We start from the raw sequence: 21,844 nt of genomic DNA, 5'->3' as shown, positions 1-21,844 counted from the left end.
GGGCCGCCTAGCGCGCCGGCTCGCGCCGCACCTCGGCGACGATCTCTTCGGCCTTGGCGAACAGGGCCGGATCGACCGTCAGGCCCGAGGCCGCGGCGTTCTCGTCGAGCTGGTCGGGCCGGCTCGCGCCCACGATGGCCGAGGCGACGTTCGGCTCGCGCAGCACCCAGGCCAGCGAGAACTGCGACAGCGAACAGCCCGCCTCCTCCGCCAGCGGCTTCAGCTTCTGCACCGCCTCCAGGATGGACGGCTCCAGCCAGGACTTCATGGCGCCGCCCATGGAGTCGCTCGCCCCGCGGCTGTCGCCCGGCAGGGCCGCGCCCGGCCGGTACTTGCCCGACAGCACGCCCTGCGCCAGCGGCGACCAGACGATCTGCGAGACGCCGTTGGCCGCCGACAGCGGGATCACCTTCTTCTCCGGCCGCCGGTAGAGCAGCGAATATTGCGGCTGGCTGGAGACGAACCGCTCGACGCCTGGCAGGGCGAAGGCCGCCTCGATCTGGTCCGGCGACCATTCGGAAAAGCCGATCCAGCGCGCCTTGCCGGCCTTCACCACCTGGGTCAGCGCTTCCATCGTCTCTTCCAGCGGGGTGTTCACGTCGTAGCGGTGGCACTGGTAGAGGTCGACGTAGTCGGTGCGCAGCCGTTGCAGCGAAGCGTCGATCTGCTTTTCGATCTGAGCCCGCGACAGGCCCTGATCGGTGTCGCTCATCTGGCCGAACACCTTGGTGGCCAGGATGTAGCTGTCGCGCTTGCGCCCGGCGAGGGTCTCGCCCAGCACGCTCTCGGCCGCCCCGCGGCCATAGACGTTGGCCGTGTCGATGAAGTTGATGCCCAGGTCGAACGCCCGGTCGACGCAGGCCCGCGCCGCGTCCTCCTTCACGCCCACCCCATAGGTCAGCCACGACCCCAGGGAGATCTCCGAGACCTCGAGGTCGCTGGCGCCGAGCTTGCGGTACTTCATGGGACGGTCCTGGGCTTTGCTTTTTTGGGGTCCGCCATCAAAGCCCGCCGCCCCGCGGGAGCGCAAGCGCCGCCGCGGGGGCCTCGCCAATTAGGCCAACGCGAGCCGGGCCGCGGCCTCCGCCACATCGGCGCGGCGTTTCTCCACCAGCGGCCCGAGGCGCGCCCGGGCGGCCGCCAGCACCGGCGGCGGGGCCAGCTCCGGCCGCCCGGCGTTGAACGGCGGGGCCGGTGCGTATTCCAGGCCGAGTTGCACGGTCTGGGCGTAGGTCTCGCCGGCCAGTTCCGCCAGAACGGCGAAGGCGAAGTCGAGGCCGGCGGTCACCCCGCCGCCGGTGATGATCTTCCCGTCACGCACCACCCGGCCTTCGTCGGCGATCGCGCCGAACGGCGTCAGGAGTTCGCGCCACGCCCAGTGGCAGGCCGCGTGCTTTCCGGCCAGGAACCCTGCCGCTCCCAGGATCAGCGAGCCGGTGCAGACCGAGGTGAGCCAGGTCGCGCCCGCGCCCAGGCGGCGGATCTCGCCCATGAAGGCCTCGTCCAGCAGGACCTTCGTGACCCCGAAGCCGCCCGGGACCAGCAGCAGGTCGCAAGCCTCCACCTTCGCCAGGTCGGCGAGGCCTGTGAACACCAGCCCGTCGGCGGCGATGTCGGCCCCGCCCATCGCGGCCACGGCGATTTCCGCGTCCGGCGCGCGGCTCAGCACCTGGTGCGGGCCGGTGAAGTCGAGCTGGGTGACGCCCTCGTAGAGCGGGATCACGATCCGAAGTCTAGCCATGGCATTTCCCTCATTGACGGCCACAACCTCTCAGGTCAAGCTCGTGACCGACATGACATTCTTCCAACAGATCCTGCCATGACCCGCCGCCTCGCCATGGTGATCTTCCCCGGCTTCCAGCTGCTGGACGCCGCCGGGCCGATTTCCGCCTTCGAGATCGCCGAGCGTTATGTCCCCGACGCCTATTCCATGGCGGTGCTGGCGGCGGAGGCCGGCCCGGTGGCCTCCTCCTCCGGCGTCGCCTTCGCGGCCGACGCCCTGGACGAGGCGGCCTACGACACCATCCTGGTCGCCGGCGGCGAGGGCAGCCGCCGCTACGAGGACCTGGCGCCGACCCTGGACTGGCTGCGCCGCCGGGCGGGCTCGGCGCGCCGTGTCGCCAGCGTCTGCAGCGGGGCCTATCTGCTGGCTGAGGCGGGCCTGCTGGACGGCAAGCGCGCCACCACCCACTGGAGCCGCAGCAACCATTTCCAGCAGCGCTATCCGCACATCCGGCTTCAGGCCGATCGCATCTTCGTGCGCGAGGGCGCGGTTTGGACCTCGGCCGGGATCACCGCCGGCATCGACCTGGCGCTGGCCCTCATCGAGGAGGACCTGGGCGGCGACGTCGCCCGCAGCACGGCCCAGCAGCTGGTGGTCCACCAGCGCCGTCCCGGCGGCCAGTCCCAGTTCTCCGCCCTGCTGGAGATGGGCGGGCCGAGCGGCCGGTTCGCCGGCTTGATGGACTGGATCCGCGAGCGCCTGCCCGAGCCGCTGACCGTCGAGCGCCTGGCCGACCAGGCCGCCATGAGCCCGCGCCATTTCGCCCGCGCCTTCACAGCGGAGACCGGCGTCACCCCCGCCAAGGCGGTGGAGCGCCTGCGCCTGGAGGCCGCCCGCGCCCAGGTGGAGGCCGGCCACGAGCCCATCGACCGGGTCGCCGCCCGCTCCGGCTTCGGCGACCCCGAACGCATGCGCCGCGCCTTCCTCCGCGCCTTCGGCCAGCCCCCGCAGGCCCTGCGGCGGGCCGCGCGGGCCTAGGCCTACTCCGCGCCTGGCCTGGCCCCCGGCGCTTTCGGCTTCGCGTCCACCGGGAAACCCTTGGACCGCAGATAGGCGGCCACGTCCGGATCGCGGCCGCGGAAGTTGCGGTAGGCCACGTCGGGCGGGACGCTGTAGCCCACCTGCATGATGGTGTCGTGCAGCCGCTTGGCCACCGCCTTGTCGTAGGGGTCGCCCGCCTCGGTGAACGCCTCGAAGGCGTCGTGGTCCAGCACCTCGGCCCACAGGTAGGAGTAGTAGCCGGCGGCATAGCCGTCGCCGGTGAAGATGTGCTGGAACTGCGGCGTGCGGTGCCGCATCACGATCTCGGACGGCATGCCCAGCTTGGTGAGCTCCGCCTTTTCGAAGGCGTCGGGATCGCCCACCTTGGCCGGATCGGCCGTGTGCAGCTTCATGTCGATGATCGCCGCCGACAGGTATTCGCCGACCGCGAAGCCCTGGTTGAAGGTCTGGGCCTTCAGGATGCGTTCGACCAGCTCCGGCGGGATCGGCTTGCCGTTCACATCGACCGCGAAGCGGCTCAGCACCTCCTTGGTCGGCAGCCAGTTCTCGTTGAGCTGCGAGGGGAACTCGACGAAGTCCTGCGCCTGGTTCGGGCTGGCCAGCGACGGGTAGGTGACGTTGGAGTTCAGGCCGTGCAGGGCGTGGCCGAACTCGTGGAACATGGTCACCGCGTCGTCCCAGGAGATCAGCACCGGCTGGCCGGGCGCGGGCTTCACGAAGTTGGCGTTGTTGGAGACGATCGTCGCGACCGGTCCGTCCATCGTCTGCTGCGGGCGATAGGCGTCCATCCAGGCGCCGGAGTTCTTGCCCGGCCGCGCATAGGGGTCGAAGTACCACAGGCCCACATGCCGGCCGGCGCGGTCCTTGACCTCGAACACGCTCATCGACGGGTCGAACACCGGCGCGCCTTCGACCCTGGTGAAGGTGAAGCCGTAGAGCTGGCCGGCGGCCCAGAACATGCCCTCGCGGATCTTGTCGAGCTGCAGGTACGGCTTCACCTGGTTCATATCCAGGTCGTACTTCGCCTTGCGCACCTTCTCGGCGTAGTAGCGGTAGTCCCAGGGCTCGATCTTGATCTTCGCGCCCTCGCCGTCGGCCACCTTCTGCATGTCGGCGACCTCCTGGTGGATGCGCGCCACGGCCGAGGGCCAGACCCGCAGCATCAGGTCCATCGCCCGGTCGGGCGTCTTGGCCATCTCGTCCTGCAGCTTCCAGGCGGCGTAGTTGGGATAGCCCATCAGCCGCGCCTTCTCCCCGCGCAGCTTCAGGATCTCGGGGATGACGGCCTTGGTGTTGTCATGGGCGTCCTTGTTGTCGCCGCGGGCGTAGAAGGTGCGCCAGACCTTCTCGCGCAGGTCACGCCGGTCGGAATAGGTCAGGAACGGATCCATGGACGAGCGGGTGTTCAGGATCGCGAACTCGCCCTTGCGGCCCTTCTCGGCGGCGGCGTTGGCGGCGTCGTTCCGCAACGAGGTCGGCAACCCGGCCAGGTCGGCCTCTTTCAGATAGAGGACGTAGTCCGCCTCGTCGGCGAGCAGGTTCTGGCCGAACTGGGTGTAGAGCGCCGCGAGGCGCTGGTTGATCGCCGTGACCCGCGCCTTGGCCTCCGGCGACAGCTTCGCGCCCTGCTTCACCGCGTCCTGCCAGTAGAGCCAGACCAGTTGCTGCTGCTCCGGCGTCAGCTTGGCGCGGGCCTGGTAGACGGCGTCGATGCGGACGAACAGCTTGGGGTTCTGGGTGATCTTGTCGCGGAAGGCCGCCATCTTCGGCGAAGCGTCTCGCTCCACCGCCTGCATGTCCGGGGAGTTCAGGTTGGAGGTCCAGACGCTGTAGATCGTCTGCACGCGCCGCAGCGGCTTGCCCGCCCGCTCGAGCGCCAGGATGGTGTTGTCGAAGCTCGGCGGCGCCGGGTCGTTGGCGATGGCGTCGATCTCGGCCAGGTCCAGCCGCATCGCCTCGTCCAGCGCCGGTTTGAACGCGGCGACCTTCACCTTGTCGAACGGCGGCTCGCCGCCCAGCGGCCCGCCCCAGTCGGACAGCAGGACCTGTACGTCGGCGGACGCTGGGGCGGCCGTTGGGGAATCTTGGGCGGAAGCCATCATGGGTGAAAGCACCAAGGCGGCGGCCAAAAGAAGGACACGCATGGACGGCTGACGATCTCCGGGAAAGTCCGGGACCTTAGCGACCTGGGGGCAAGACTCAATTGTCCGCCCCCAAACCTGCCATCCCGGCCGCAGCGAAGCGGCGCGCCGGGCCCCTAGATCTTCGCCTTCGCCGCCAGCTTCTCCACCTGGCCCTTGAGCAGGCGGATCGCCTCGCGCTGCTGCTTCAGGAGTTCGATCATCTGCTGGTCGCGCATCTCGTCGACCTTGTCGTGCAGGTGCATGATCTCCAGCTCGGCGCGCAGGTTGACCAGATAGTCGTGCTCGGCGGCCTCGCGGTCGCGGGCGGCGGCGCGGTTCTGGCTCATCATGATCACCGGCGCCTGGATGGCGGCCAGCATCGACAGCATCAGGTTCAGGAAGATGAACGGATAGGGGTCGAAGTTCACCTTGCCCTTGACGAACACGTTCCAAGCCATCCAGACCGTCAGGAACACGCCGAAGCCGATGATGAAGCCCCAGGAGCCGCCGACCGCCGCCACGTGGTCGGCCAGCCGGGCGCCGAAGGTGCGGTCGTCGTGCTTCAACGCCTTGTTGACCCCGCTGGGCGCCTCGGTGGCGATCAGGTCGATCACGCTGCGCTGCACCGGGCTCAACTCCTCGTACCTACAGCCTAGAAGCTGTTTGGCGAGTTGCTGGTGTGCTTGTTCCGACATCTGACGTCCTTCCCCGCTAGCCGAACGCGCAGGCTGGCGGGGAAGTGTTACAATCGCAAGGCGCCAGAGGGCTTTAGCGGTCGAGAGGGCGTTAGCGGTCGGACTCCGCCGGCTGGCCGCTGGATGCGGGCTCCGGCGCCTTCACGACCGCCGAGGCGTCCGCCCCCTTCGAGGCGGCGGCCTTGGCCTCCGGCGCAGCGGACGGCGGAGCGAGGCCGGTCGCGGCGGCGACGGTGACGTCGGACGCCTTCTCCAGCACCGCGGTCGCCAGGCGCAGGTTGGCGGCCAGCCCCATGGGCAGGCTCGCGAACACCGCCTGGTTCTCCGTGCGGCCCACCGACGGGGCCAGCGGCGCGTGCGGGTTGAAGCGGTAGAAGACGTGCAGCCCGACCTGCGCGACCCGCAGCATCTGCGGCCCCCACTCGGGTTGGACGTCGATGGTGTGGAAGTGGGTGGCGGCGCCGATGTTGGCCACCACGACGCCGGAGAGAGCGCGCTCGGCCACGCGCCGCGCCCGGTCCCAGGCCTCGGCCTCCAGGCCATGGCGCATGGAGCCGTCGCAGGCGAAGCTGAACTGGCAGCCGTGCGCCGCCGCGCCCTGGAAGACCACGCCACAGACGGTCTTCGGGAAGGACGGGTTGGCGACGCGGTTCAGCACCACCTGGGCGACAGCCGCCTGGCCGCGCGGGGTCTCGCCGCGGGCCTCGAAATAGACAGCCTGCGTCAGGCAATCGAGTTGGCGGGCGTTGTCGAGCGCCGAGGCCGCCCGGCCGATCGGCGCCCGCTCGCCCGGCCGTCCGGGCCAGGCGCCCGCCGCCGGCGGGTCGCCGGACTGGAAGTCCGCGGCCAGGACATCATGCGCCCGGGCGATGCGCAGGGCGGCCGGATCGAGGCGATCCATTTCGCGCTGCAACATGGTTTCCGAGAAGCCGCCGCCGCTCGCTCGCGCGATCCGCTCGGCCCGGTGGTGGTCGGAAATGGCCTGCGCCATGCCCGCGGTCATGTAGCCGGCGCCCAGGGCCAGGCCAATGCCGGAACCCATCAAAGCGGCGCCCAACGGTCCGCGCAACGCCGCGCGGCCCTGGATTCCTGAAATCAAAACAATCGCGTCCTACGCGGCGAGGGCGGAAGCGCCCCCCGACATTGTCGCCACGGTCGCCCCTGCTCATGCTGGCAGTGACCGCTGGCAGGGCCCGCCCCGGACTCGGTGGGGGCGGGCGACGGCAAATGGTGAAGCAGGTATGAACAAAATCGCGCGGCTTGGCAAGCTTACATTGCGGCGCAGCATGAATAGGCCGCCAAATCAACGGGATCGGACAGCTGTTCGCGTCTGAGGCGAAGGCTCCGCCGTCCGCAAGTCTGGGGCCATCTCAAGCCCGACTTTAACCCTGTCCGGAACGCCGCCCGGAACCGCCAGCGCGGCCGTCTCGTTTGTCTCGCCAGACCGCCGTTTGGCCAGATTTTCCTTGGAGACCCAACGCCATGCGCAACACCCTCATCCTGCTCGCCGCCGTCGGCGCCCTCGTGGCGCTCAGCGCCTGCAACACCACCACCGAGCAGAAGGCCGCGGTCGGCGCGGTGGGCGGCGCGGTGGTTGCGGGTCCTGTCGGCGCGGCGGTGGGCGGCGCGGCGGGCGCGGTGGCCGGCCACGTGCAGGAAGATGACTCCAAGCCGCACAACTAGCGCCTTGCCGCCCCCGCAGCCCGCGCTTCCGTTTACAGTGTAAACGGTGATAGGGTCTCTTCAACAAGGGGAGGCCTCCAAGATGCGCAAATTGACCTTCGTCGGCGCCATGGCCGCGGCGATGACCCTGGCCTTCGCGGCGAACGCGGCGCCGGCCAGCAAGTACCAGGACCACTACGCCCAGAACGGCGCGGTGAAGATCCACTACGTCACCGAGGGCAAGGGCCCGCTGGTGGTGCTGGTGCACGGCTTCCCCGACTACTGGGCCACCTGGAAGCCCCTGATGGACACCCTGGCGGCCGCCGGCTACCGCACCGCCGCCATGGACAACCGCGGTTATAACCTGTCCGACAAGCCGCAGGGCGAGGCCGCCTACGCCATGCCGAACCTGGTGGGAGACGTGGCCGCCGTGGTCGCCGCCGAGGGCCAGAAGTCGACCATCCTGATCGGCCACGACTGGGGCGCGTCCATCGCCTGGAACACCACCTTCGCCCGGCCCGACCTGGTCAATAAGCTCGTCATCATGGCCGTGCCGCACCCGGCCGGCATGGCCCGCGAGATGGCCACCAACAAGGCCCAGCAGGCCGGCTCGGACTACGCCCGCAACTTCCAGAAGGAAGGCTCGGAGAAGAAGCTGAGCGCCGAGGGCCTGGCCGGCTGGGTTAAGGACCCGAAGGAGAAGGCGGAGTACGTCGAAGCCTTCAAGCGCTCCGACTTCGGCGCGATGATGAACTACTACCGCGCCAACTACCCCAAGGGCGTCGGCGACAGCGCCGCGCCGGCGCCGCAGACCCCGATGGTCAATGTGCCGGTGTTGGTGATCCACGGCATGAGGGACACGGCCTTGAACGCCGCCGGCCACAACGGCACCTGGGACCACGTCACCGCCGACACCACCATCCTGATGATCCCCACCGCCGGCCACTTCGTCCAGCACGACGCCCAGGACCTGGTCGACCGCACGGTGAAGGATTGGCTGAACGCCCGGCGGTAACGCTCAGGGCGCGAAGCTCGACCGGATCTTCACGCCCCAATGCCCGTCCTGGCGGGTGATGACATAGATGCTGTCGAACCCGCCGATCACCAAGCCGTCCTTGCGGTAGCGGGTGAAGCGGGTGTCGATGTGCACCTTGTCGGCGCCGGCGTGGATCACCTCGCGGCGGTCCCAGGCGGAGTGGTCCCATTCGGCCAGCGCCCCGGTGGTGAACCGCTCGGCGCGCATGTCGCCCGCCTCGATGATCACCAGCCCCTGGCTCGCCAGCCGCGCGCTCGGGAAGTTGAAGGTCGCCTCGAAGGCCGGGATGTCGCGGGCGTTGAACGCCGCCATGAAGGCGTCCAGCACGCCCTGCGCGGCGGCGATGGCGTCGGCGTGGTCCATTTGAACTCCGATCGCCCCGGCGACCGCGAAGCGGCGGCGCGAAGCAGCCAAAGCCGGGATGATATGTTGCCACCTTGCTGTCAGCAATCGCGCTGACAGGACGTCGCGGAGGGTGGCGTTCGGCCGCTCGAAAACCTACCTTCGAGCCATGGCCCGGTCTCCCGCCCCCGTCGCGAACGTCGCCGAAATGCCGGCCTCGTTCGACTACGACGAGAACACCATGCCGATGCTGTGGAAACCGCACCGGCCGGACCGCCCGGCGAAGTCCGAAGGCGGCCGCAAGTTCAAGCTGGTCAGCGACTACGAACCCGCCGGCGACCAGCTGAACGCCATCCCGGAGCTGGTGGCCGGCGTCAACGCGCGGGAACACGACCAGGTGCTGCTGGGCGTCACCGGCTCGGGCAAGACCTTCACCATGGCCAAGGTGATCGAACAGACCCAGCGGCCGGCCCTGATCCTCGCCCCCAACAAGACCCTGGCGGCCCAGCTCTACAGCGAATTCAAGAGCTTCTTCCCGGAGAACGCCGTCGAGTTCTTCGTCTCCTACTACGACTACTACCAGCCCGAGGCCTACGTCCCGCGCACCGACACCTATATCGAGAAGGACAGCTCGATTAACGAGCAGATCGACCGCATGCGGCACTCGGCGACCCGGGCGATCCTGGAGCGAGACGACGTGATCGTGGTCGCCTCGGTCTCCTGCATCTACGGCATCGGCTCGGTCGAGACCTACACGGCCATGACCTTCACCCTCGAGCCCGGTCAGAAGCTCGACGAGAAGAAGCTCATGGCCGACCTGGTGGCCCAGCAATACAAGCGCAACGATCAGGCCTTCGAGCGCGGGACCTTCCGTCGTCGCGGCGACACCATCGAGATCTTCCCCGCCCACTACGAGGACCGCGCCTGGCGGATCAGCCTGTTCGGCGACGAGATCGAGGCGATCACCGAGTTCGATCCCCTGACCGGCAAGAAGACCGCCGACCTGAAGGGCGTGAAGATCTACGCCAACTCCCACTACGTGACCCCGCGCCCGACGCTCAACCAGGCCATCCTCTCCATCAAGGACGAGCTGAAGGAGCGCCTCGACTGGCTGGTGGCCAACGGCAAGCTGCTGGAGGCCCAGCGCCTCGAACAGCGCACCACCTTCGACCTGGAGATGATCCAGGCCACCGGCTCCTGCGCCGGCATCGAGAACTACAGCCGCTACCTCACCGGCCGCCGCACCGGCGAGCCGCCGCCGACCTTCTTCGAATACATCCCCGAGAACGCGCTCCTGTTCGTCGACGAGAGCCACCAGACCGTGCCGCAGATCGGCGGCATGTACCGCGGCGACTACCGGCGCAAGTTCACCCTGGCCGAGTATGGCTTCCGCCTGCCCAGCGCCATGGACAACCGCCCGCTCAAGTTCGAGGAGTGGGAGGCCATGCGGCCGGACACCGTCCACGTCTCGGCCACGCCCGGCCCGTGGGAGATGGAGCGCACCGGCGGCGTCTTCACCGAGCAGGTGATCCGCCCCACCGGCCTGATCGACCCGCCGGTCGAGGTGAAGCCCGTCTCCAAGGGCGGCTTCAGCCAGGTGGACGACGTCATCGACCAGGTGCGCCAGACCACGGCCCAGGGCTACCGCGCCCTGATCACCGTCCTCACCAAGAAGATGGCCGAGGACCTCACCGAGTACATGCACGAGCAGGGCCTGCGCGTGCGCTACATGCACTCCGACGTCGACACCCTGGAGCGCATTGAGATCATCCGCGACCTGCGCCTGGGCGCCTTCGACGTGCTGGTGGGCATCAACCTGCTGCGGGAGGGCCTCGACATCCCCGAGTGCGGCCTTGTCGCCATCCTCGACGCCGACAAGGAAGGCTTCCTGCGCTCCGAGACCAGCCTGATCCAGACCATCGGCCGCGCCGCCCGGAACGTCGACGGCCGGGTGATCCTCTACGCCGACAGCATCACCGGCTCCATGGAACGCGCCATGGCCGAGACCAGGCGCCGGCGCGAGAAGCAGGAGGAGTGGAACGCCGAGCACGGCATCACCCCGGCCAGCATCAAGAGCTCGATCAAGGATATCCTGGCCAGCCCTTACGAAAAGGACCGCGTCACCGTCCCGGCCGGCGTCGCCGAGGACGGCTCCAAGCCCTTCCTGGGGGACAACTTCAAGGCCACGCTCAAGGACCTGGAGGGCCGCATGCGCGCCGCCGCCTCCAACCTGGAGTTCGAGGAAGCCGCCCGTCTGCGCGACGAGATCAAGCGCCTGAAGATGCTCGACCTCGAATTCGCCAACGAACTCCTCACCGCCCCCGGTGAAGACGTCGACCGCGGCGCGGTGAAACGCGTCAAGGCCGAGGCCCGCGCCGAAGCCGCCGAACGCTTCCGCAAAGGCCGGCGGTAACCACCCCGCCACCGCTCGTCCTGGCGCAGGCGGGGACCCAGGCGTTTTTGAACCACGGAAGGCGCGGAAATGGGCCTTGCCCCCCGCCTCCGATTGTCCCGGCGAAAGCCGGGACAATCGGGATAGGAGGCCCAAACATCTGAGCCTCTTGATCCCTGTCCGCGCGTCCGGCGTTCAGCCAGCCAAAAATGTGCAATGGCCAATCTGGAATACCGGCGTTAGCCTTCCGCCCTCGCAACACAGCCTTGGGGGGCGGGAGATGGCGGATGCGGTGATGGGCGGCGCGCGCGCCGCGGCGGGCGGGCGCAGCAAGCTCTACCTGTGGCTGGCCTGGGCCTGCCTGGCCGTGGCGGTCGTGGGCTTCCTGCCCACCTATTTCGTCCCCCTGGCGCAGGCGAGGTTCGCCGCCCCGCCGATCATCCACATCCACGGCCTGATCCTGTTCTCCTGGACGGCCTTCTTCGTCTTCCAGAGCTGGCTGGCCGCCGAGGGCAAGGTGGCCGACCACCGCGCCTGGGGCGTGGTCGGCGTCGCCCTGATCACCGCCATGGTGTTCATCGTGACCGCGGTGGTCTCCATGCGCATCCGCCAAGCCACGGCGCCCGGCGTGCCCGCCGCCGTCACCCACGGCGTCAAGGCCTTCGCCTGGGTGAGCATCAGCTCGCTGCTCCTCATCGTGCCGGCCTTCATACTGGCCATCGTCTATGTGAAGCGGCCGGAGATCCACAAACGCCTGCTCCTGCTGCTCACCGTCTCCCTGTTGGGCGCGCCCATCGCCCGCTGGTTCCTGACCTTCGCGGCCCCGCCGCCCGATCCCAACGCGCCCCCGATGCCGCCTGGCATCCCGGAGATCGCCGCCCCGCCGCCGATGGTCGCGGTCGCTCCGGCCCTCATCGGCGACATCCTGATCCTGATCGCCATGGCCTACGACTGGCGCACCCGCGGCCGCCCGCACCCGGTCTTCCTGATCGGCGGCGCCATCCTGCTCCTGCAACAGCTCACCCAGCCCCAGATCGCCGAGACCCCCGCCTGGCTGGCCGTGGCGGGCTGGATCGGCAAGATGGCGGGGTAGGAACGAAAACCGGGCCAGCCTGCACCCAGTGTCGGGCGTGACCGACCGGCCCGCCGCCCCCTGTGCCCCCAAAACCCCACCGCCACCATAACGGCCCCGTTCATGCAGCGGACAGGGAACCTGTGCTGTGCTCGTCCGTATTCGAAACAACAGGCCCGGGCGGCTTCTCAGCGGTTCATAGTGAGCGGCGGGCGGCCCAAGACCTGAGGTTGGGGATTTGAGGTACTACCGCATGTCACCGTCTCTGTCCGTGGTCGCCGATAACGACCTGAAAGCTTCCAGAACCGAACCGGCCCGCGCCGAAACCGTCGCCGAGCGGGTGCGCAGCCTGCAGGCCGAGGCCCGGCAACTCGCCAAGGACCATGTCCACGCCTTCACCGCGGCCATGACCGAGGTCGAGCACATGGCCGCCGAGATCGCCGACGGCGGCGACGCCTACCCGCCCGGCGTCCGCGACCTGGCCCGCCGCTTCGTCGAGGACTGCGAAGCCCGCGTCCAGACCCTGGAAGCCATCGCCTCGCGGACGTAGGCCTCCACGCCCGGCGAAGTTGCTCCCCCGCTGGGGGAGCTGTCGGCGCCGCGCCGACTGAGGGTTCCTCCACGGCTGGAGCGGACCCCCTCCGGCCCTCCCGGGCCACCTCCCCCAAAGGAAGAGCCACCGGACCGCCGGCGGTCTGGACCTGAGCCCTACCCCACCAACTCCCCGAACTCCTGGCTCCGCCGCAGCCAGGCGGCCGCATAGCCGCAGATGGGCGTGATGCGCAGATGCTTGTCGCGGGCGTCGGCGGAGAGCGCGGCCATCAGCCGGCCGCTGGCGCCCGAGCCGCGCAGCTCCGGCGGGGCGAAGACATAGTCGATGTAGAGGCGGTCGCCCTCGCGCCGGTAGTCGGCATAGGAGGTCAGGCCCTGCTCGTCCATCTCATAGCGGGCGCCGGTGTCGCGCAGCTCGGGGGTCGACATATCAGGGTTCTCCTATGGCGGGGTCTCGACTAGCCTCGCCTCAAACTGGGCATGGGACGGGAGGGTTCAAGATGCGGCGCGCGATCCTGATTTGCGGCGTGGCGGCCTTGGCGCTGGCGGGGTGCTCCAAGAAGGACGCCGGCACGCCGGCGGCGGCCGGCTCGGGCGCGGAGGCCACGGCGCCGGCGCCCGCCTCGGCGCCCTCGCCTCTCGCCCCGCCCCTGCGCAAGGCCGGCCTCTGGACCCAGACGGTCACCAGCGCCAAGGCCACGCAGAGCATCAAGATGTGCCTCGACGAGGCGGTGCAGAAGAAGATGCAGCTCTGGGGCCAGTCGATGGGCAAGTCCGACTGCCAGGAGCACAGCTTCAAGCCGCATCCGGGCGGCGGCTGGGACTTCCATTCGGTCTGCAAGCTGGGCGAGAGCGGCACGGTGACCTCCGACGGATCGGCCACCGGCGACTTCAACAGCCACTACACCGTGACGCTGACGTCGACGACCACCGGCTCGCCGATGCCGCAGGCGAACGGCGAGCACAAGACCGTCATGGAGGCCAGCTGGTCCGGCCCCTGCCCGGCCGACATGAAGCCCGGCGACATGGAGATGCCCGGCGGCTTCAAGATCAACATGTCCGGCGACGGCCCGCCCAAGATTGGCGGCGCCGCCGGCAAGGCGGAGAAGTAGTCCGGCGGGAGCTTAAGCCAGCTCCACCGCCATCGCCGTGGCCTCGCCGCCGCCGATGCAGAGGCTGGCCACGCCCTTCTTCAGCCCGCGGGCTTCGAGGGCCGAGAGCAGGGTCGCCAGGATGCGGGCGCCGGACGCGCCGATCGGGTGGCCGAGCGCGCAAGCGCCGCCGTTGACATTGAGCTTGGCGCGGTCGAGGCCCAGCTCCTGCTCGGCGATCATGGCGACCACGGCGAAGGCCTCGTTGACCTCGAACAGGTCGACGTCGTCCACCGACCAGCCGGCGCGGGCCAGGCACTTCTTGATCGCCGGCACGGGGGCGGTGGTGAACAGGCCGGGCTCATGGGCGTGGGCGGCATGGCCGGCGACCCGGGCGACGACGGTCATGCCGAGCTTCCGCGCCACGCTCTCGCGGGTCATGACGAGGGCCGCGGCGCCGTCGCTGATTGAGCTGGCGTTGGCGGCGGTGATCGCGCCGTCCTTGGCGAAGGCCGGCTTCAGCGTCGGGATCTTGGCCGGGTCGGCCTTGATCGGCTGCTCGTCGTCCTCGACCAGCACCGAGCCCTTGCGGCCGACCACCTCGAAGGGGGCGATCTCGCGCTTGAAGGCGCCGGAGCGGGTGGCCTCTTGGGCGCGGGTCAGGGAGGAGATGGCGAAGGCGTCCATGGCCTCGCGGGTGAACTGGTAGTGCTTGGCGGTCTCCTCGGCGAAGGCGCCCATCAGCCGGCCGGGTTCGTAGGCGTCCTCGAGGCCGTCCAGGTACATGCTGTCGTAGGCGGTGTCGTGGCCGATGCGCGCGCCGGCGCGGTGGTTCTTCAGGAGGTAGGGCGCGTTGGTCATGCTCTCCATGCCGCCCGCCACGATGATGTCGGCGCTGCCGGCGGCCAGCGCATCGTGCGCCAAGATGGTGGCCTGCATGCCCGAGCCGCACATCTTGTTGACCGTGGTGGCCTCGACCGACTTCGGCAGGCCCGCGCCGATCGCCGCCTGCCGGGCCGGCGCCTGGCCCAGGCCGGCCGGCAGGACGCAGCCCATGACGATCTGCTCGACGGCCTCGCCCGGCGCGCCGGAACGCTCCACCGCCGCGCGGACGGCCGCCGCCCCCAGCTCGGTGGCCTTCACGGTGGCGAACACGCCCTGGAAGCCGCCCATCGGCGTGCGGGCGTAGCTAGCGATGACGACGGGATCGGAGGTCTGGGTCATGGGCTCCATATATTCACCCACTCATCCCAACACCATCTGTCATCCGGTTTCGCGGAGCGAAGACCGGGACCCATATGCTCCGTCTCGGGATTTACCTGGACCGCTCGCGTCTATGGGTCCCGGACAAGCGCTACGCGCTTTCCGGGATGACACCCTATGGGTGTCATTTGTGGTTCAGGCCCTTCAGCGTCTCCGCCAGCCGAGCTTCCTTGCCGACCTTGCCGCCCTTCTTGGCGGCGGCGTGCAGCTTGGCGGCGGGGATCTTCTGGTCTTTCGGCACGTGCAGCGCCTCGTGCAGCTTGCCCTTGTGCTCGGTCGCGCCGGCGATCCACTTCTTCTTCTCGGCCATGGTGAGCTCCTTCCGTGGAGCCCAACGCGAAGCCGCGCTCAGAGGTTCGCGCGCACCGCCGAGGCGATGAAGCCGCCGCCCAGGACACGGCTCGGGTCCTCCGGCGCGTACAGGGCGCAGGCCTGGCCGGGCGCCACGCCTTCCTCCGGATTGTCGAAGGCGACGCCGGGCTGGCCGTCGATCAGCGCCAGCCGGCCGGGCGCCGGCTCGCGGGTGGAGCGCACGCGGGCCAGCACCGGCCGTTGCGCCGCGCAGGCCGCCTCGAGGCTCGCCGCGTCGCCCAGCCAGTTGGTCTCCTTCAGGATCAGCGCCGAGGTCAGCAGGGCCTCGCGCGGCCCCACGACCACCTGGCGGCTGTCCGCGTCGATGCGCACCACGAACAACGGATCGCCCACCGCGACGTTCAGGCCCCGCCGCTGGCCGATGGTGTAGCGCGTCACGCCCTCGTGGCGGCCGAGCACGCGGCCGTCCAGGTGGACGATGTCGCCGGCCAGCGCGCCTTGCGGGCGCAGGCGGTCGATCACCGTGGTGTAGCGGCCTTCCGGCACGAAGCAGATGTCCTGGCTGTCCGGCTTGTCGGCCACCGCCAGCCCCAGCTCGGCCGCCGCGGCGCGCACCGCGGGCTTCGGAAGGCCGCCCAACGGGAAGCGCAGATAGCCGAGTTGCTCGGCCGTGGTGGCGAACAGGAAGTAGGACTGGTCGCGCGCGGCATCGGCGGCGCGGTGCAGCTGCGGTCCGCCTGCGCCCACCTCGCGGCGGACGTAGTGGCCGGTCGCCATGGCTTCGGCGCCCAGGTCCCGCGCCACATCCAGCAGGTCGCGGAACTTCACCGTCTGATTGCAGCGTACGCAGGGGATCGGCGTCTCGCCACGCAGGTAGGCGTCGGCGAAGTCCTCCATCACCTGGTCGCGGAAGCGGCTCTCGTAATCGAGGACGTAGTGCGGGATGCCGAGGCCTTGCGCGGCGGTGCGCGCGTCGTGGATGTCCTGGCCCGCGCAGCAGGCGCCCTTCTTCTGGATCGCCGCGCCGTGGTCGTAGAGCTGGAGGGTGACGCCCACCACATCATAGCCGGCTCGCGCCAGCAGGGCCGCGGTCACCGTGGAGTCCACACCGCCGGACATGGCGGCCACGATCCGGCTGCCGGCCGGCAGGCGCATGGCCTCCCGCGCGGCCTCGACCAGGCCGTCGCTCAGGGTTCCGGGCGTGAGCACAGGGGCGTTCATCGCCGCTATCTAGCGGTTCGGACGCCGATTTTCGAGGCCCCCGCTCGGTTAGCTGGTGGCGGGCAGCAGGTTCAGCAGGGAATCGCTCTGCAACGCCTGCAGCACCTTGGCCGAGGCCTGCACCGACAGCTGGGCGTTGGAGAGGTCGGTGGCGGCCTTGGCCATGTCGGCGTCGGTGATGTTGCCGATCATGCCGGTCAGCGTGTTCTGCTGGGTCGTGAGTGCGGTGGCGGCGGCGCTCACCTGGTTTTGCACCAGGCCGTTCTGGGCCGTAGCGGTGGTCAGGTTGGTGGCGATGCCCTGCCAGCTCTGCATCATGGTCGTCAGGTCGGCCTGCTGGGTCGCGGTGAGCGGGCCGTTGAGCGGACCATCCGGCCCGTCGTTGAGCGTCTGGATCGCCTGGAAGGCCTGCATCATCGGTGTGCCCAGCGTGCTGGCGAGCTGGCCGGTGCTGACGGTGGTGGAGTCATCGAGCTTCGCCGACGCCACGAAGTTGTCGTTCTGGAAGAAGCTGGAGATCGGCGGTCCAGAGGTCAGGTCGGTCATCGAGGTGGCGGTCATCGGCTCGGTGTTGATCTGGCCGCCGGCGAACAGGTACTGACCGTTGTACTGGGTGTTGAGGCCGTCGACAGCGTCCGAGAAAGAACCCTGGACCTCCTGCATCAGGGACGTGGCGTCACCGGTGCCCAGGGCGTTGGCGATGGCCTGCTGCACCGCCGTCGCGGTGCTGGCGAGGCCGCTCAAGGCGGTGTCCTGTGTGGTGAGCTTGGCCGCGATCAGGGTGTTCTGCGACTGATAGTTGGTGATGCGGGCGTCCACCGCTTTCATGGCGGTGAGCGTCTCAGCCTGGGTCGAGAAGGCCTGCAGGTCATCGCCGTTCTTTTGGCTGGAGACGCGGTTTTCGGCGTCCGTCTGGGCGCTTTCGGCGGCCATCAGGTTCTGCAGGATCGCGGAGTAGGCTCCGGCGGTGGATACGCGGTCGACCATGGTTCGGTCCTCTTAAGCGCTGGCCAGCCTTGCGGGCGGTCAGGAGATCAGGTTTTCCAAGACGTCGAAGAGGTCCTTCGTCGCCGAGATCATGCGGGCGTTGGCCGAATAGGCCTGTTGGTAGGTGGTCAGATTGACCAGTTCCTGGTCGATGTTGACGCCTTCGACCGACTGCAGCTTCGAGTTGGCCTCGGTCTGCACGGCCGTGGCGCTGGTCGACTGGCTGGCGGCGTTGGCGGCGGCCTGGCCGATGGAGCCGCCGAACTGGGCGGCGTAGTTGTCCAGCGTCATGTTGACGTTGCCGAGGCCGCCGGCGGCCTTGAACAGCATGGTCTGCTGCGTGGCCGCGGAGATCGCCTGCGCCCCGGTGCCGTCGCCCGGCGCCACCGCCGAGGTCCCCGCCGCGACGCTGAGGTTCAGGGTGGCCGACGGCATCTTGGTCGGGTCGGCGGCGATCGCCGGATTGACCTCGTAGCTTGAGGCCCGCGTCGAACGCACCGCCGAGCCGATGCCGAACAGCTGGCTGATCGAAGGCCCGCCGGCGCCGCGCGAGGTGTCGTCCTGGACCACCGAAACCTGGGCGTTCTGCGGCGCGGTCCCCGTGAAGGTGAGGCCGCCCTGGGCGTCCAGGGTGAAGGCGCCATACAGGCCGACACCGGTGGAGCTGTTGTTCAGCGCATTGACCAGGTCGCCCATGCTGGGGCTCGTGGCCGGCGGCACGGTCACGGTGACCTGCTTCAACGGGGCGCCGTTCGCCGAGGAGAGCTGCAAGGTGATGGTGCTGCCCGGCGCGAAGCCGTTGGGGTCGCCGGACGACAGCCCGGTGTCGTAGGTCGACAGGCCCGTCGAGGTGATGAGGTCGTTCATCCCGAAGAACTGCGAGAAGCCCTCGCCGGCCTTCTGCGACGTTCCCTCGTCGATGGCCACGCCGTTGCTGCTGCTCGCGGCCGAGATCGAGAGCGCTCCGTTGCTGAAACTGGCCGTGCCCGCAGTCCCCAGGCTGGAGTTCAGGGTTGAGAGGAAGGTGGAGGAGGTGAAGCTCGTGGCTGCGCCGCCGTTCACGCTCATGGTGTCGTTGTCGAAGTCGATGGCCACGGTCTGCTGCACCACGCCCGACGAATTGGTGATCGCCACGGTGCTCGTGCCGGTGAAGCCGCTGATCGCGGTGGGCAGGTCCAGGCCGGTGTTGCGGCCGGTGAGCGAGTTGGGCGGCGGAGACGCCGTGGCGGCGTTGCTGGCGGCGTTGAACGCCTGGGCCGTGCGCGAGACGAACTCGCCGAGTTGGTCGGACATGCCCGGCAGCTCGGTGTTGCGCAGGGTCAGGAGGCCGCCGATCTCGCCGCTGGAGAGGTTGATCGGCTGGGCGGGCGAGCTGGCGCCCGGCGTGGTGACGGTGAGGTAGCCCGGCGTGGACTGACCGACATTGTAGTTGACCGTCGAGGCGCCGCCCGTGCCCACAAGCTGGATGCCCTCGGCGCTGCGGATGGTGACGCCGCCCTCGCTGTTCTGGGCGACGTTGACATTCATCAGGCCCGACAGCTGGTCGATCAGCTGCTGCTGCTGGTTCTGCGAACCGGTGGCGTCGCCGCCGCTGATGGTGGCGCGCGCGATGTCGGTGTTCAGGCTGTTGATCTGGCTCAGCAGGCTGTTGACCTGCGAGACGTCGCTGGTGACCTGGCCGTCGACGCTGCCGCTGAGCTGGTTGATCTGGGTATTGATCTGGTTGGCCTGGCTCAGGAAGTTGTTGATGGTGGTGACCGTCTGGCCCTGCAGGATGCTCGACGACGGATCGTTGGCCAGCGCGGCCTCGGCCGCCGAGATCTGGTCGGGCATGTTGAAGAAGTAGGAACTGGTCGTCGGGTCGCCGAACAGGTTCTGGGCGTTGGACAGGTACTGGGAGATGATGCTGGCGCTGCTGGCGTCGGCGCTCGCGCCCAGGCTGGCGGCCTGCAGATACTGGTTGGTCACCCGCTGCACGCCGGTGATGTCGACGCCGGCGCCCACGCCGCCCACCACCAGCTCCTGCTGGTTGACGACCTTGCGGACGTAACCGGGCGTGTTGACGTTGGCGATATTGTCCGAGATGGCGTTCAGGCTGGCTTGCGCCGCCTGCAGGCCCGAGGCCGCCGTCTGCAGAGAGACCGAGAGCGAGGACATGGCGTTTTAGGCCTCCGCCCGGCAAAGGCTGACGCGCAACCCGGCGGATTCTGCCGGGATGGACGCGAACACCCACGCAAGGAGCTGGGAAATCATCTGCGTTTTCAACGTGGTCCCTTCCTGGGGCCAATGAACTCGCATGGTTAAGCGCAAGACCGGCGCCAACTCCACGATCCGTCCCGGAAGGCTCGCGCGCGCTCGCGCGAGACGCCGGTCGGGCGGGCGGAAGCGAGGGGCTTAAGGCCGGTCGTGGATCGCCTCGGGCACACGGCAGGAAACGCCCCATCGGACGCGGTTCGGCCCGGCAATTTCGCGCTTCGCCCCTCTGGACGAGGTCAGGCAAAATTCGGCTTTCCTCTGAAAAAGCAATATCTTGCCGGATTGGCGCGAAGGTTGCTCCAGGCTTCCCGAATGTTCCCGGCGCAGCAGGCGTCGATCCCCACCCTTGCCAGGGCGCCGTAAAGCGTATGTCCGCAGCCGCGATCAACACTGCCCCGCCTCCGGCTCCCGGCCCGTCCGCCGCGGGAGGCGCCTCGGCGTCGACCGCCGCGGGCAAGGATAAAGGCCAGGGCCTGCCGGCGGCCTTCGAGGCGATGCTGGCGACGCTGTCGGGCGAGAACGCCGATGCGCTCGGCCAGCCGGCCTCCGGCCAGGCCGCGGCCGGAACCAAGACCGCGGCCGCCTCGACCAAGACCACGACCGACGACGGCAAGACGGCGGACAAGACCACCGATCCCGGTCAGACCACGGACGCCAGCGCGGCCGCGGCCGCAGCCGCAGCCGCAGCCGGCGCCAATGCCGCTGCGGCCGCCTTCACCGTGATCCCGCCGCCGACGCCCACCCAGACCGCGGCGATCACCGCCGCGACGGCGGCCGCCGAAACCGCCGAGGCCACGACGGGCAAGGTCGCCCGGACCGCCACGCCCCCGGTCTCGCCGCAAACCGCCCAGACCACGCCGACCGAAGCGGCCGACACGGACGCCGACGAGGCGACGGAAGCCGCGACCGCATCCACGGCCGCCGCCGCGGGCGACGCCGCCGCGGACGCCTCGGCGAACGCCAAGGCCCCGACCCCGCCGACCGCCAACAGCGACCTCCTGAACCCGGTCCCGACCCCGCCGCCCGCGACGGGCCCGGCGCCGACGCTGTCCCCCAACGTCGCGGCGGCCGCCGCGCTGGCCCAGTCGCAGGCTGAGGCCCAGAGCCAGGCCCAGGCGCAAACCCAGACCCAGGCCCAAGCGAAAGCCCAGGCCGCCAACGCCACTTCGGCCGCCGCCCAGACCGCCGCGGAGACCGCTCAATCGGCGACGGCGACGGCGACGGCGACCCCGGCGGCCAAGCCAGCCGCCCCGGCACCGAGCGCCAGGGCCCAGCCGGACCCGACAGCCACCGACTCCACCAGTGTGAAGGCCCCCACCGTCTTCGCTGCCGCCTCGGCCGCCTCCGCGGCAGCCTCAAGCGGCGCGTCGGCCACCGTCCGCGCCACCGCCGCCCTGCAGCAGCTTGCCGACGGGACCGCCAAATCGAGCGTCGACCAGGCGGCCGTGGACGCGGTCCAGACCGCCGCCGCGGCGGCCGACAGCGACGCCGCCGACGACGCCGACCCGGCCGATCCGCAGGCCGCCCAGAACGCCGCCGCGCAAGCCACGTCCGCCACGCCGGCCGCCGCCGCGGCGGCTGCGACCACGGCCCAGACCATGGCGAGCGACGTGCGCGGTTCGCCGCAGACCGTCGCCGACTTCTCCGCCCAGATCGCCCAGAAGCTCGGCGCCCGTTCCACCCAGTTCGACGTGCAGCTCAACCCCGCCGGCCTCGGCAAGGTGAACGTGCGCGTGGCCATTGGCGCCGATGGCAAGATGAGCGCCTCGATGTCCTTCGACACGCAGCAGGCGGCCAACGAGCTCAAATCGCGGTCGGGCGAGCTGCAGCAGTCGCTGGAGCAGTCCGGCTTCGACCTCTCCGGCGGCATGTCCTTCGACGTGGCCAGCGGCGGTGGTCAGGGGGGCCAGGGCCAGCAGCAGGCCGACAGCGGCGGCGCGGTGTTCCGCGGCCGCGCCTTCCAGGCCGCCATCGATAATTCCGACGCGGCCGCCGCGCCGCAGCTCATCCCGCAGAGATCAGCACGCTCCGGCGTCGATATCCGGATCTGAGGAC

General features: G+C 69.6%; 20 protein-coding genes. 8 read left to right on the top strand and 12 right to left on the bottom strand.

The features are described from left to right. Positions 1–7 precede the first annotated feature (7 nt). Both E8A49_RS03470 and E8A49_RS03465 read right to left on the bottom strand, forming a co-directional pair. Positions 8–964 carry an aldo/keto reductase family protein gene (locus E8A49_RS03470; protein WP_293376409.1) on the bottom strand — a complete coding sequence of 319 codons (957 nt, stop codon included), beginning with the start codon at positions 962–964 and terminating at the stop codon, positions 8–10. A gap of 90 nt (positions 965–1,054) precedes the next feature. Continuing rightward, positions 1,055–1,741: a DJ-1/PfpI family protein gene (locus E8A49_RS03465; protein WP_293376407.1), complete on the bottom strand. Its 687-nt coding sequence runs from the start codon at positions 1,739–1,741 to the stop codon at positions 1,055–1,057. A gap of 78 nt (positions 1,742–1,819) precedes the next feature. On the opposite strand from E8A49_RS03465, the gene E8A49_RS03460 reads away from it, so the two are divergent. Then, the gene (locus tag E8A49_RS03460) at positions 1,820–2,761 is read left to right on the top strand and encodes a GlxA family transcriptional regulator (protein ID WP_293376405.1); all 942 of its coding nucleotides are present in this window, start codon (positions 1,820–1,822) and stop codon (positions 2,759–2,761) included. Positions 2,762–2,763: 2 nt separating this feature from the next. On the opposite strand, the gene E8A49_RS03455 is transcribed toward E8A49_RS03460, so the two are convergent. The 3 genes from E8A49_RS03455 to E8A49_RS03445 form a co-directional block, all read right to left on the bottom strand. Then, positions 2,764–4,929 (bottom strand): M3 family metallopeptidase, encoded by a 2,166-nt coding sequence (locus tag E8A49_RS03455; RefSeq protein ID WP_293376403.1) that lies wholly within the window; start codon positions 4,927–4,929, stop codon positions 2,764–2,766. 113 nt (positions 4,930–5,042) lie between these two features. Continuing rightward, the gene (locus tag E8A49_RS03450; RefSeq protein ID WP_293376401.1) at positions 5,043–5,603 is read right to left on the bottom strand and encodes a DUF1003 domain-containing protein; all 561 of its coding nucleotides are present in this window, start codon (positions 5,601–5,603) and stop codon (positions 5,043–5,045) included. 91 nt (positions 5,604–5,694) lie between these two features. Then, positions 5,695–6,645, bottom strand: a complete 951-nt coding sequence (locus E8A49_RS03445; RefSeq protein ID WP_293376399.1) for a cell wall hydrolase — start codon at positions 6,643–6,645, stop codon at positions 5,695–5,697. Between the two features lie 440 nt (positions 6,646–7,085). Here E8A49_RS03445 and E8A49_RS03440 point away from each other — a divergent pair, with 440 nt between their 5' ends. Both E8A49_RS03440 and E8A49_RS03435 read left to right on the top strand, forming a co-directional pair. Further along, on the top strand, positions 7,086–7,286 hold the full coding sequence (locus tag E8A49_RS03440; protein WP_293376397.1) for a hypothetical protein: 201 nt from the start codon (positions 7,086–7,088) through the stop codon (positions 7,284–7,286). A gap of 82 nt (positions 7,287–7,368) precedes the next feature. After that, a complete protein-coding gene (locus E8A49_RS03435) occupies positions 7,369–8,280 on the top strand; it encodes an alpha/beta hydrolase (protein WP_293376395.1) in 912 nt (303 codons plus the stop codon). A gap of 3 nt (positions 8,281–8,283) precedes the next feature. Here the strand turns inward: E8A49_RS03435 and E8A49_RS03430 are convergent, their stop codons facing one another. Next, positions 8,284–8,664, bottom strand: a complete 381-nt coding sequence (locus tag E8A49_RS03430) for a hypothetical protein (protein WP_293376393.1) — start codon at positions 8,662–8,664, stop codon at positions 8,284–8,286. 187 nt (positions 8,665–8,851) lie between these two features. Between E8A49_RS03430 and uvrB the strand changes: the two genes are divergently transcribed. The 3 genes from uvrB (at position 8,852) to E8A49_RS03415 (ending at position 12,657) form a co-directional block, all read left to right on the top strand. Next, on the top strand, positions 8,852–11,056 hold the full coding sequence (gene uvrB / locus E8A49_RS03425; protein WP_293376391.1) for an excinuclease ABC subunit UvrB: 2,205 nt from the start codon (positions 8,852–8,854) through the stop codon (positions 11,054–11,056). A gap of 259 nt (positions 11,057–11,315) precedes the next feature. Next, positions 11,316–12,128 (top strand): hypothetical protein, encoded by an 813-nt coding sequence (locus E8A49_RS03420; RefSeq protein WP_293376389.1) that lies wholly within the window; start codon positions 11,316–11,318, stop codon positions 12,126–12,128. A gap of 232 nt (positions 12,129–12,360) precedes the next feature. Beyond that, complete coding sequence (locus tag E8A49_RS03415) at positions 12,361–12,657, top strand: hypothetical protein (RefSeq protein ID WP_293376387.1); 297 nt, start codon at positions 12,361–12,363, stop codon at positions 12,655–12,657. A gap of 158 nt (positions 12,658–12,815) precedes the next feature. Here the strand turns inward: E8A49_RS03415 and E8A49_RS03410 are convergent, their stop codons facing one another. Then, positions 12,816–13,088, bottom strand: a complete 273-nt coding sequence (locus E8A49_RS03410) for a GNAT family N-acetyltransferase (protein ID WP_293376385.1) — start codon at positions 13,086–13,088, stop codon at positions 12,816–12,818. A 71-nt stretch (positions 13,089–13,159) separates the two neighbouring features. Here E8A49_RS03410 and E8A49_RS03405 point away from each other — a divergent pair, with 71 nt between their 5' ends. After that, entirely contained in the window at positions 13,160–13,771 is a 612-nt protein-coding gene (locus tag E8A49_RS03405) for a DUF3617 family protein (RefSeq protein ID WP_293376383.1), read from the top strand. Between the two features lie 12 nt (positions 13,772–13,783). On the opposite strand, the gene E8A49_RS03400 is transcribed toward E8A49_RS03405, so the two are convergent. From E8A49_RS03400 to flgK, 5 genes are all read right to left on the bottom strand, one after another. Then, positions 13,784–14,974, bottom strand: coding sequence for an acetyl-CoA C-acyltransferase (locus E8A49_RS03400; RefSeq protein ID WP_293376381.1), 1,191 nt, complete (start codon positions 14,972–14,974; stop codon positions 13,784–13,786). Positions 14,975–15,137: 163 nt separating this feature from the next. Further along, complete coding sequence (locus tag E8A49_RS03395) at positions 15,138–15,323, bottom strand: hypothetical protein (protein WP_293376379.1); 186 nt, start codon at positions 15,321–15,323, stop codon at positions 15,138–15,140. A gap of 38 nt (positions 15,324–15,361) precedes the next feature. Continuing rightward, positions 15,362–16,480: a tRNA 2-thiouridine(34) synthase MnmA gene (gene mnmA / locus E8A49_RS03390; RefSeq protein WP_293376537.1), complete on the bottom strand. Its 1,119-nt coding sequence runs from the start codon at positions 16,478–16,480 to the stop codon at positions 15,362–15,364. Between the two features lie 114 nt (positions 16,481–16,594). Then, on the bottom strand, positions 16,595–17,533 hold the full coding sequence (locus E8A49_RS03385; protein ID WP_293376377.1) for a flagellin: 939 nt from the start codon (positions 17,531–17,533) through the stop codon (positions 16,595–16,597). A gap of 39 nt (positions 17,534–17,572) precedes the next feature. Beyond that, complete coding sequence (gene flgK / locus E8A49_RS03380) at positions 17,573–19,690, bottom strand: flagellar hook-associated protein FlgK (RefSeq protein ID WP_293376375.1); 2,118 nt, start codon at positions 19,688–19,690, stop codon at positions 17,573–17,575. A 467-nt stretch (positions 19,691–20,157) separates the two neighbouring features. Between flgK and E8A49_RS03375 the strand changes: the two genes are divergently transcribed. After that, a complete protein-coding gene (locus E8A49_RS03375) occupies positions 20,158–21,840 on the top strand; it encodes a flagellar hook-length control protein FliK (RefSeq protein WP_293376373.1) in 1,683 nt (560 codons plus the stop codon). Positions 21,841–21,844 lie beyond the last annotated feature (4 nt).

Origin of the sequence: Phenylobacterium sp. (assembly GCF_004799515.1) — a bacterium.
GTDB lineage: Bacteria > Pseudomonadota > Alphaproteobacteria > Caulobacterales > Caulobacteraceae > Phenylobacterium.
The sequence above is the reverse complement of the archived record's forward strand: the minus strand, read 5'-3'. Positions and strand labels throughout refer to the sequence as shown.

Bases quoted from the DNA above. Each gene is read 5' to 3' on its own strand.
- uvrB (WP_293376391.1), top strand. From the start codon at position 8,852: ATGCCGGCCTCGTTCGACTACGACGAGAACACCATGCCGATGCTGTGG.
- E8A49_RS03455 (WP_293376403.1), bottom strand. From the start codon at position 4,929: ATGCGTGTCCTTCTTTTGGCCGCCGCCTTGGTGCTTTCACCCATGATG.
- E8A49_RS03385 (WP_293376377.1), bottom strand. From the start codon at position 17,533: ATGGTCGACCGCGTATCCACCGCCGGAGCCTACTCCGCGATCCTGCAG.
- E8A49_RS03375 (WP_293376373.1), top strand. From the start codon at position 20,158: ATGTCCGCAGCCGCGATCAACACTGCCCCGCCTCCGGCTCCCGGCCCG.
- mnmA (WP_293376537.1), bottom strand. From the start codon at position 16,480: ATGCGCCTGCCGGCCGGCAGCCGGATCGTGGCCGCCATGTCCGGCGGT.
- E8A49_RS03435 (WP_293376395.1), top strand. From the start codon at position 7,369: ATGCGCAAATTGACCTTCGTCGGCGCCATGGCCGCGGCGATGACCCTG.
- E8A49_RS03440 (WP_293376397.1), top strand. From the start codon at position 7,086: ATGCGCAACACCCTCATCCTGCTCGCCGCCGTCGGCGCCCTCGTGGCG.
- E8A49_RS03420 (WP_293376389.1), top strand. From the start codon at position 11,316: ATGGCGGATGCGGTGATGGGCGGCGCGCGCGCCGCGGCGGGCGGGCGC.
- E8A49_RS03450 (WP_293376401.1), bottom strand. From the start codon at position 5,603: ATGTCGGAACAAGCACACCAGCAACTCGCCAAACAGCTTCTAGGCTGT.
- E8A49_RS03405 (WP_293376383.1), top strand. From the start codon at position 13,160: ATGCGGCGCGCGATCCTGATTTGCGGCGTGGCGGCCTTGGCGCTGGCG.
- E8A49_RS03445 (WP_293376399.1), bottom strand. From the start codon at position 6,645: ATGGGTTCCGGCATTGGCCTGGCCCTGGGCGCCGGCTACATGACCGCG.
- flgK (WP_293376375.1), bottom strand. From the start codon at position 19,690: ATGTCCTCGCTCTCGGTCTCTCTGCAGACGGCGGCCTCGGGCCTGCAG.
- E8A49_RS03470 (WP_293376409.1), bottom strand. From the start codon at position 964: ATGAAGTACCGCAAGCTCGGCGCCAGCGACCTCGAGGTCTCGGAGATC.
- E8A49_RS03395 (WP_293376379.1), bottom strand. From the start codon at position 15,323: ATGGCCGAGAAGAAGAAGTGGATCGCCGGCGCGACCGAGCACAAGGGC.
- E8A49_RS03465 (WP_293376407.1), bottom strand. From the start codon at position 1,741: ATGGCTAGACTTCGGATCGTGATCCCGCTCTACGAGGGCGTCACCCAG.
- E8A49_RS03430 (WP_293376393.1), bottom strand. From the start codon at position 8,664: ATGGACCACGCCGACGCCATCGCCGCCGCGCAGGGCGTGCTGGACGCC.
- E8A49_RS03415 (WP_293376387.1), top strand. From the start codon at position 12,361: ATGTCACCGTCTCTGTCCGTGGTCGCCGATAACGACCTGAAAGCTTCC.
- E8A49_RS03400 (WP_293376381.1), bottom strand. From the start codon at position 14,974: ATGACCCAGACCTCCGATCCCGTCGTCATCGCTAGCTACGCCCGCACG.
- E8A49_RS03410 (WP_293376385.1), bottom strand. From the start codon at position 13,088: ATGTCGACCCCCGAGCTGCGCGACACCGGCGCCCGCTATGAGATGGAC.
- E8A49_RS03460 (WP_293376405.1), top strand. From the start codon at position 1,820: ATGACCCGCCGCCTCGCCATGGTGATCTTCCCCGGCTTCCAGCTGCTG.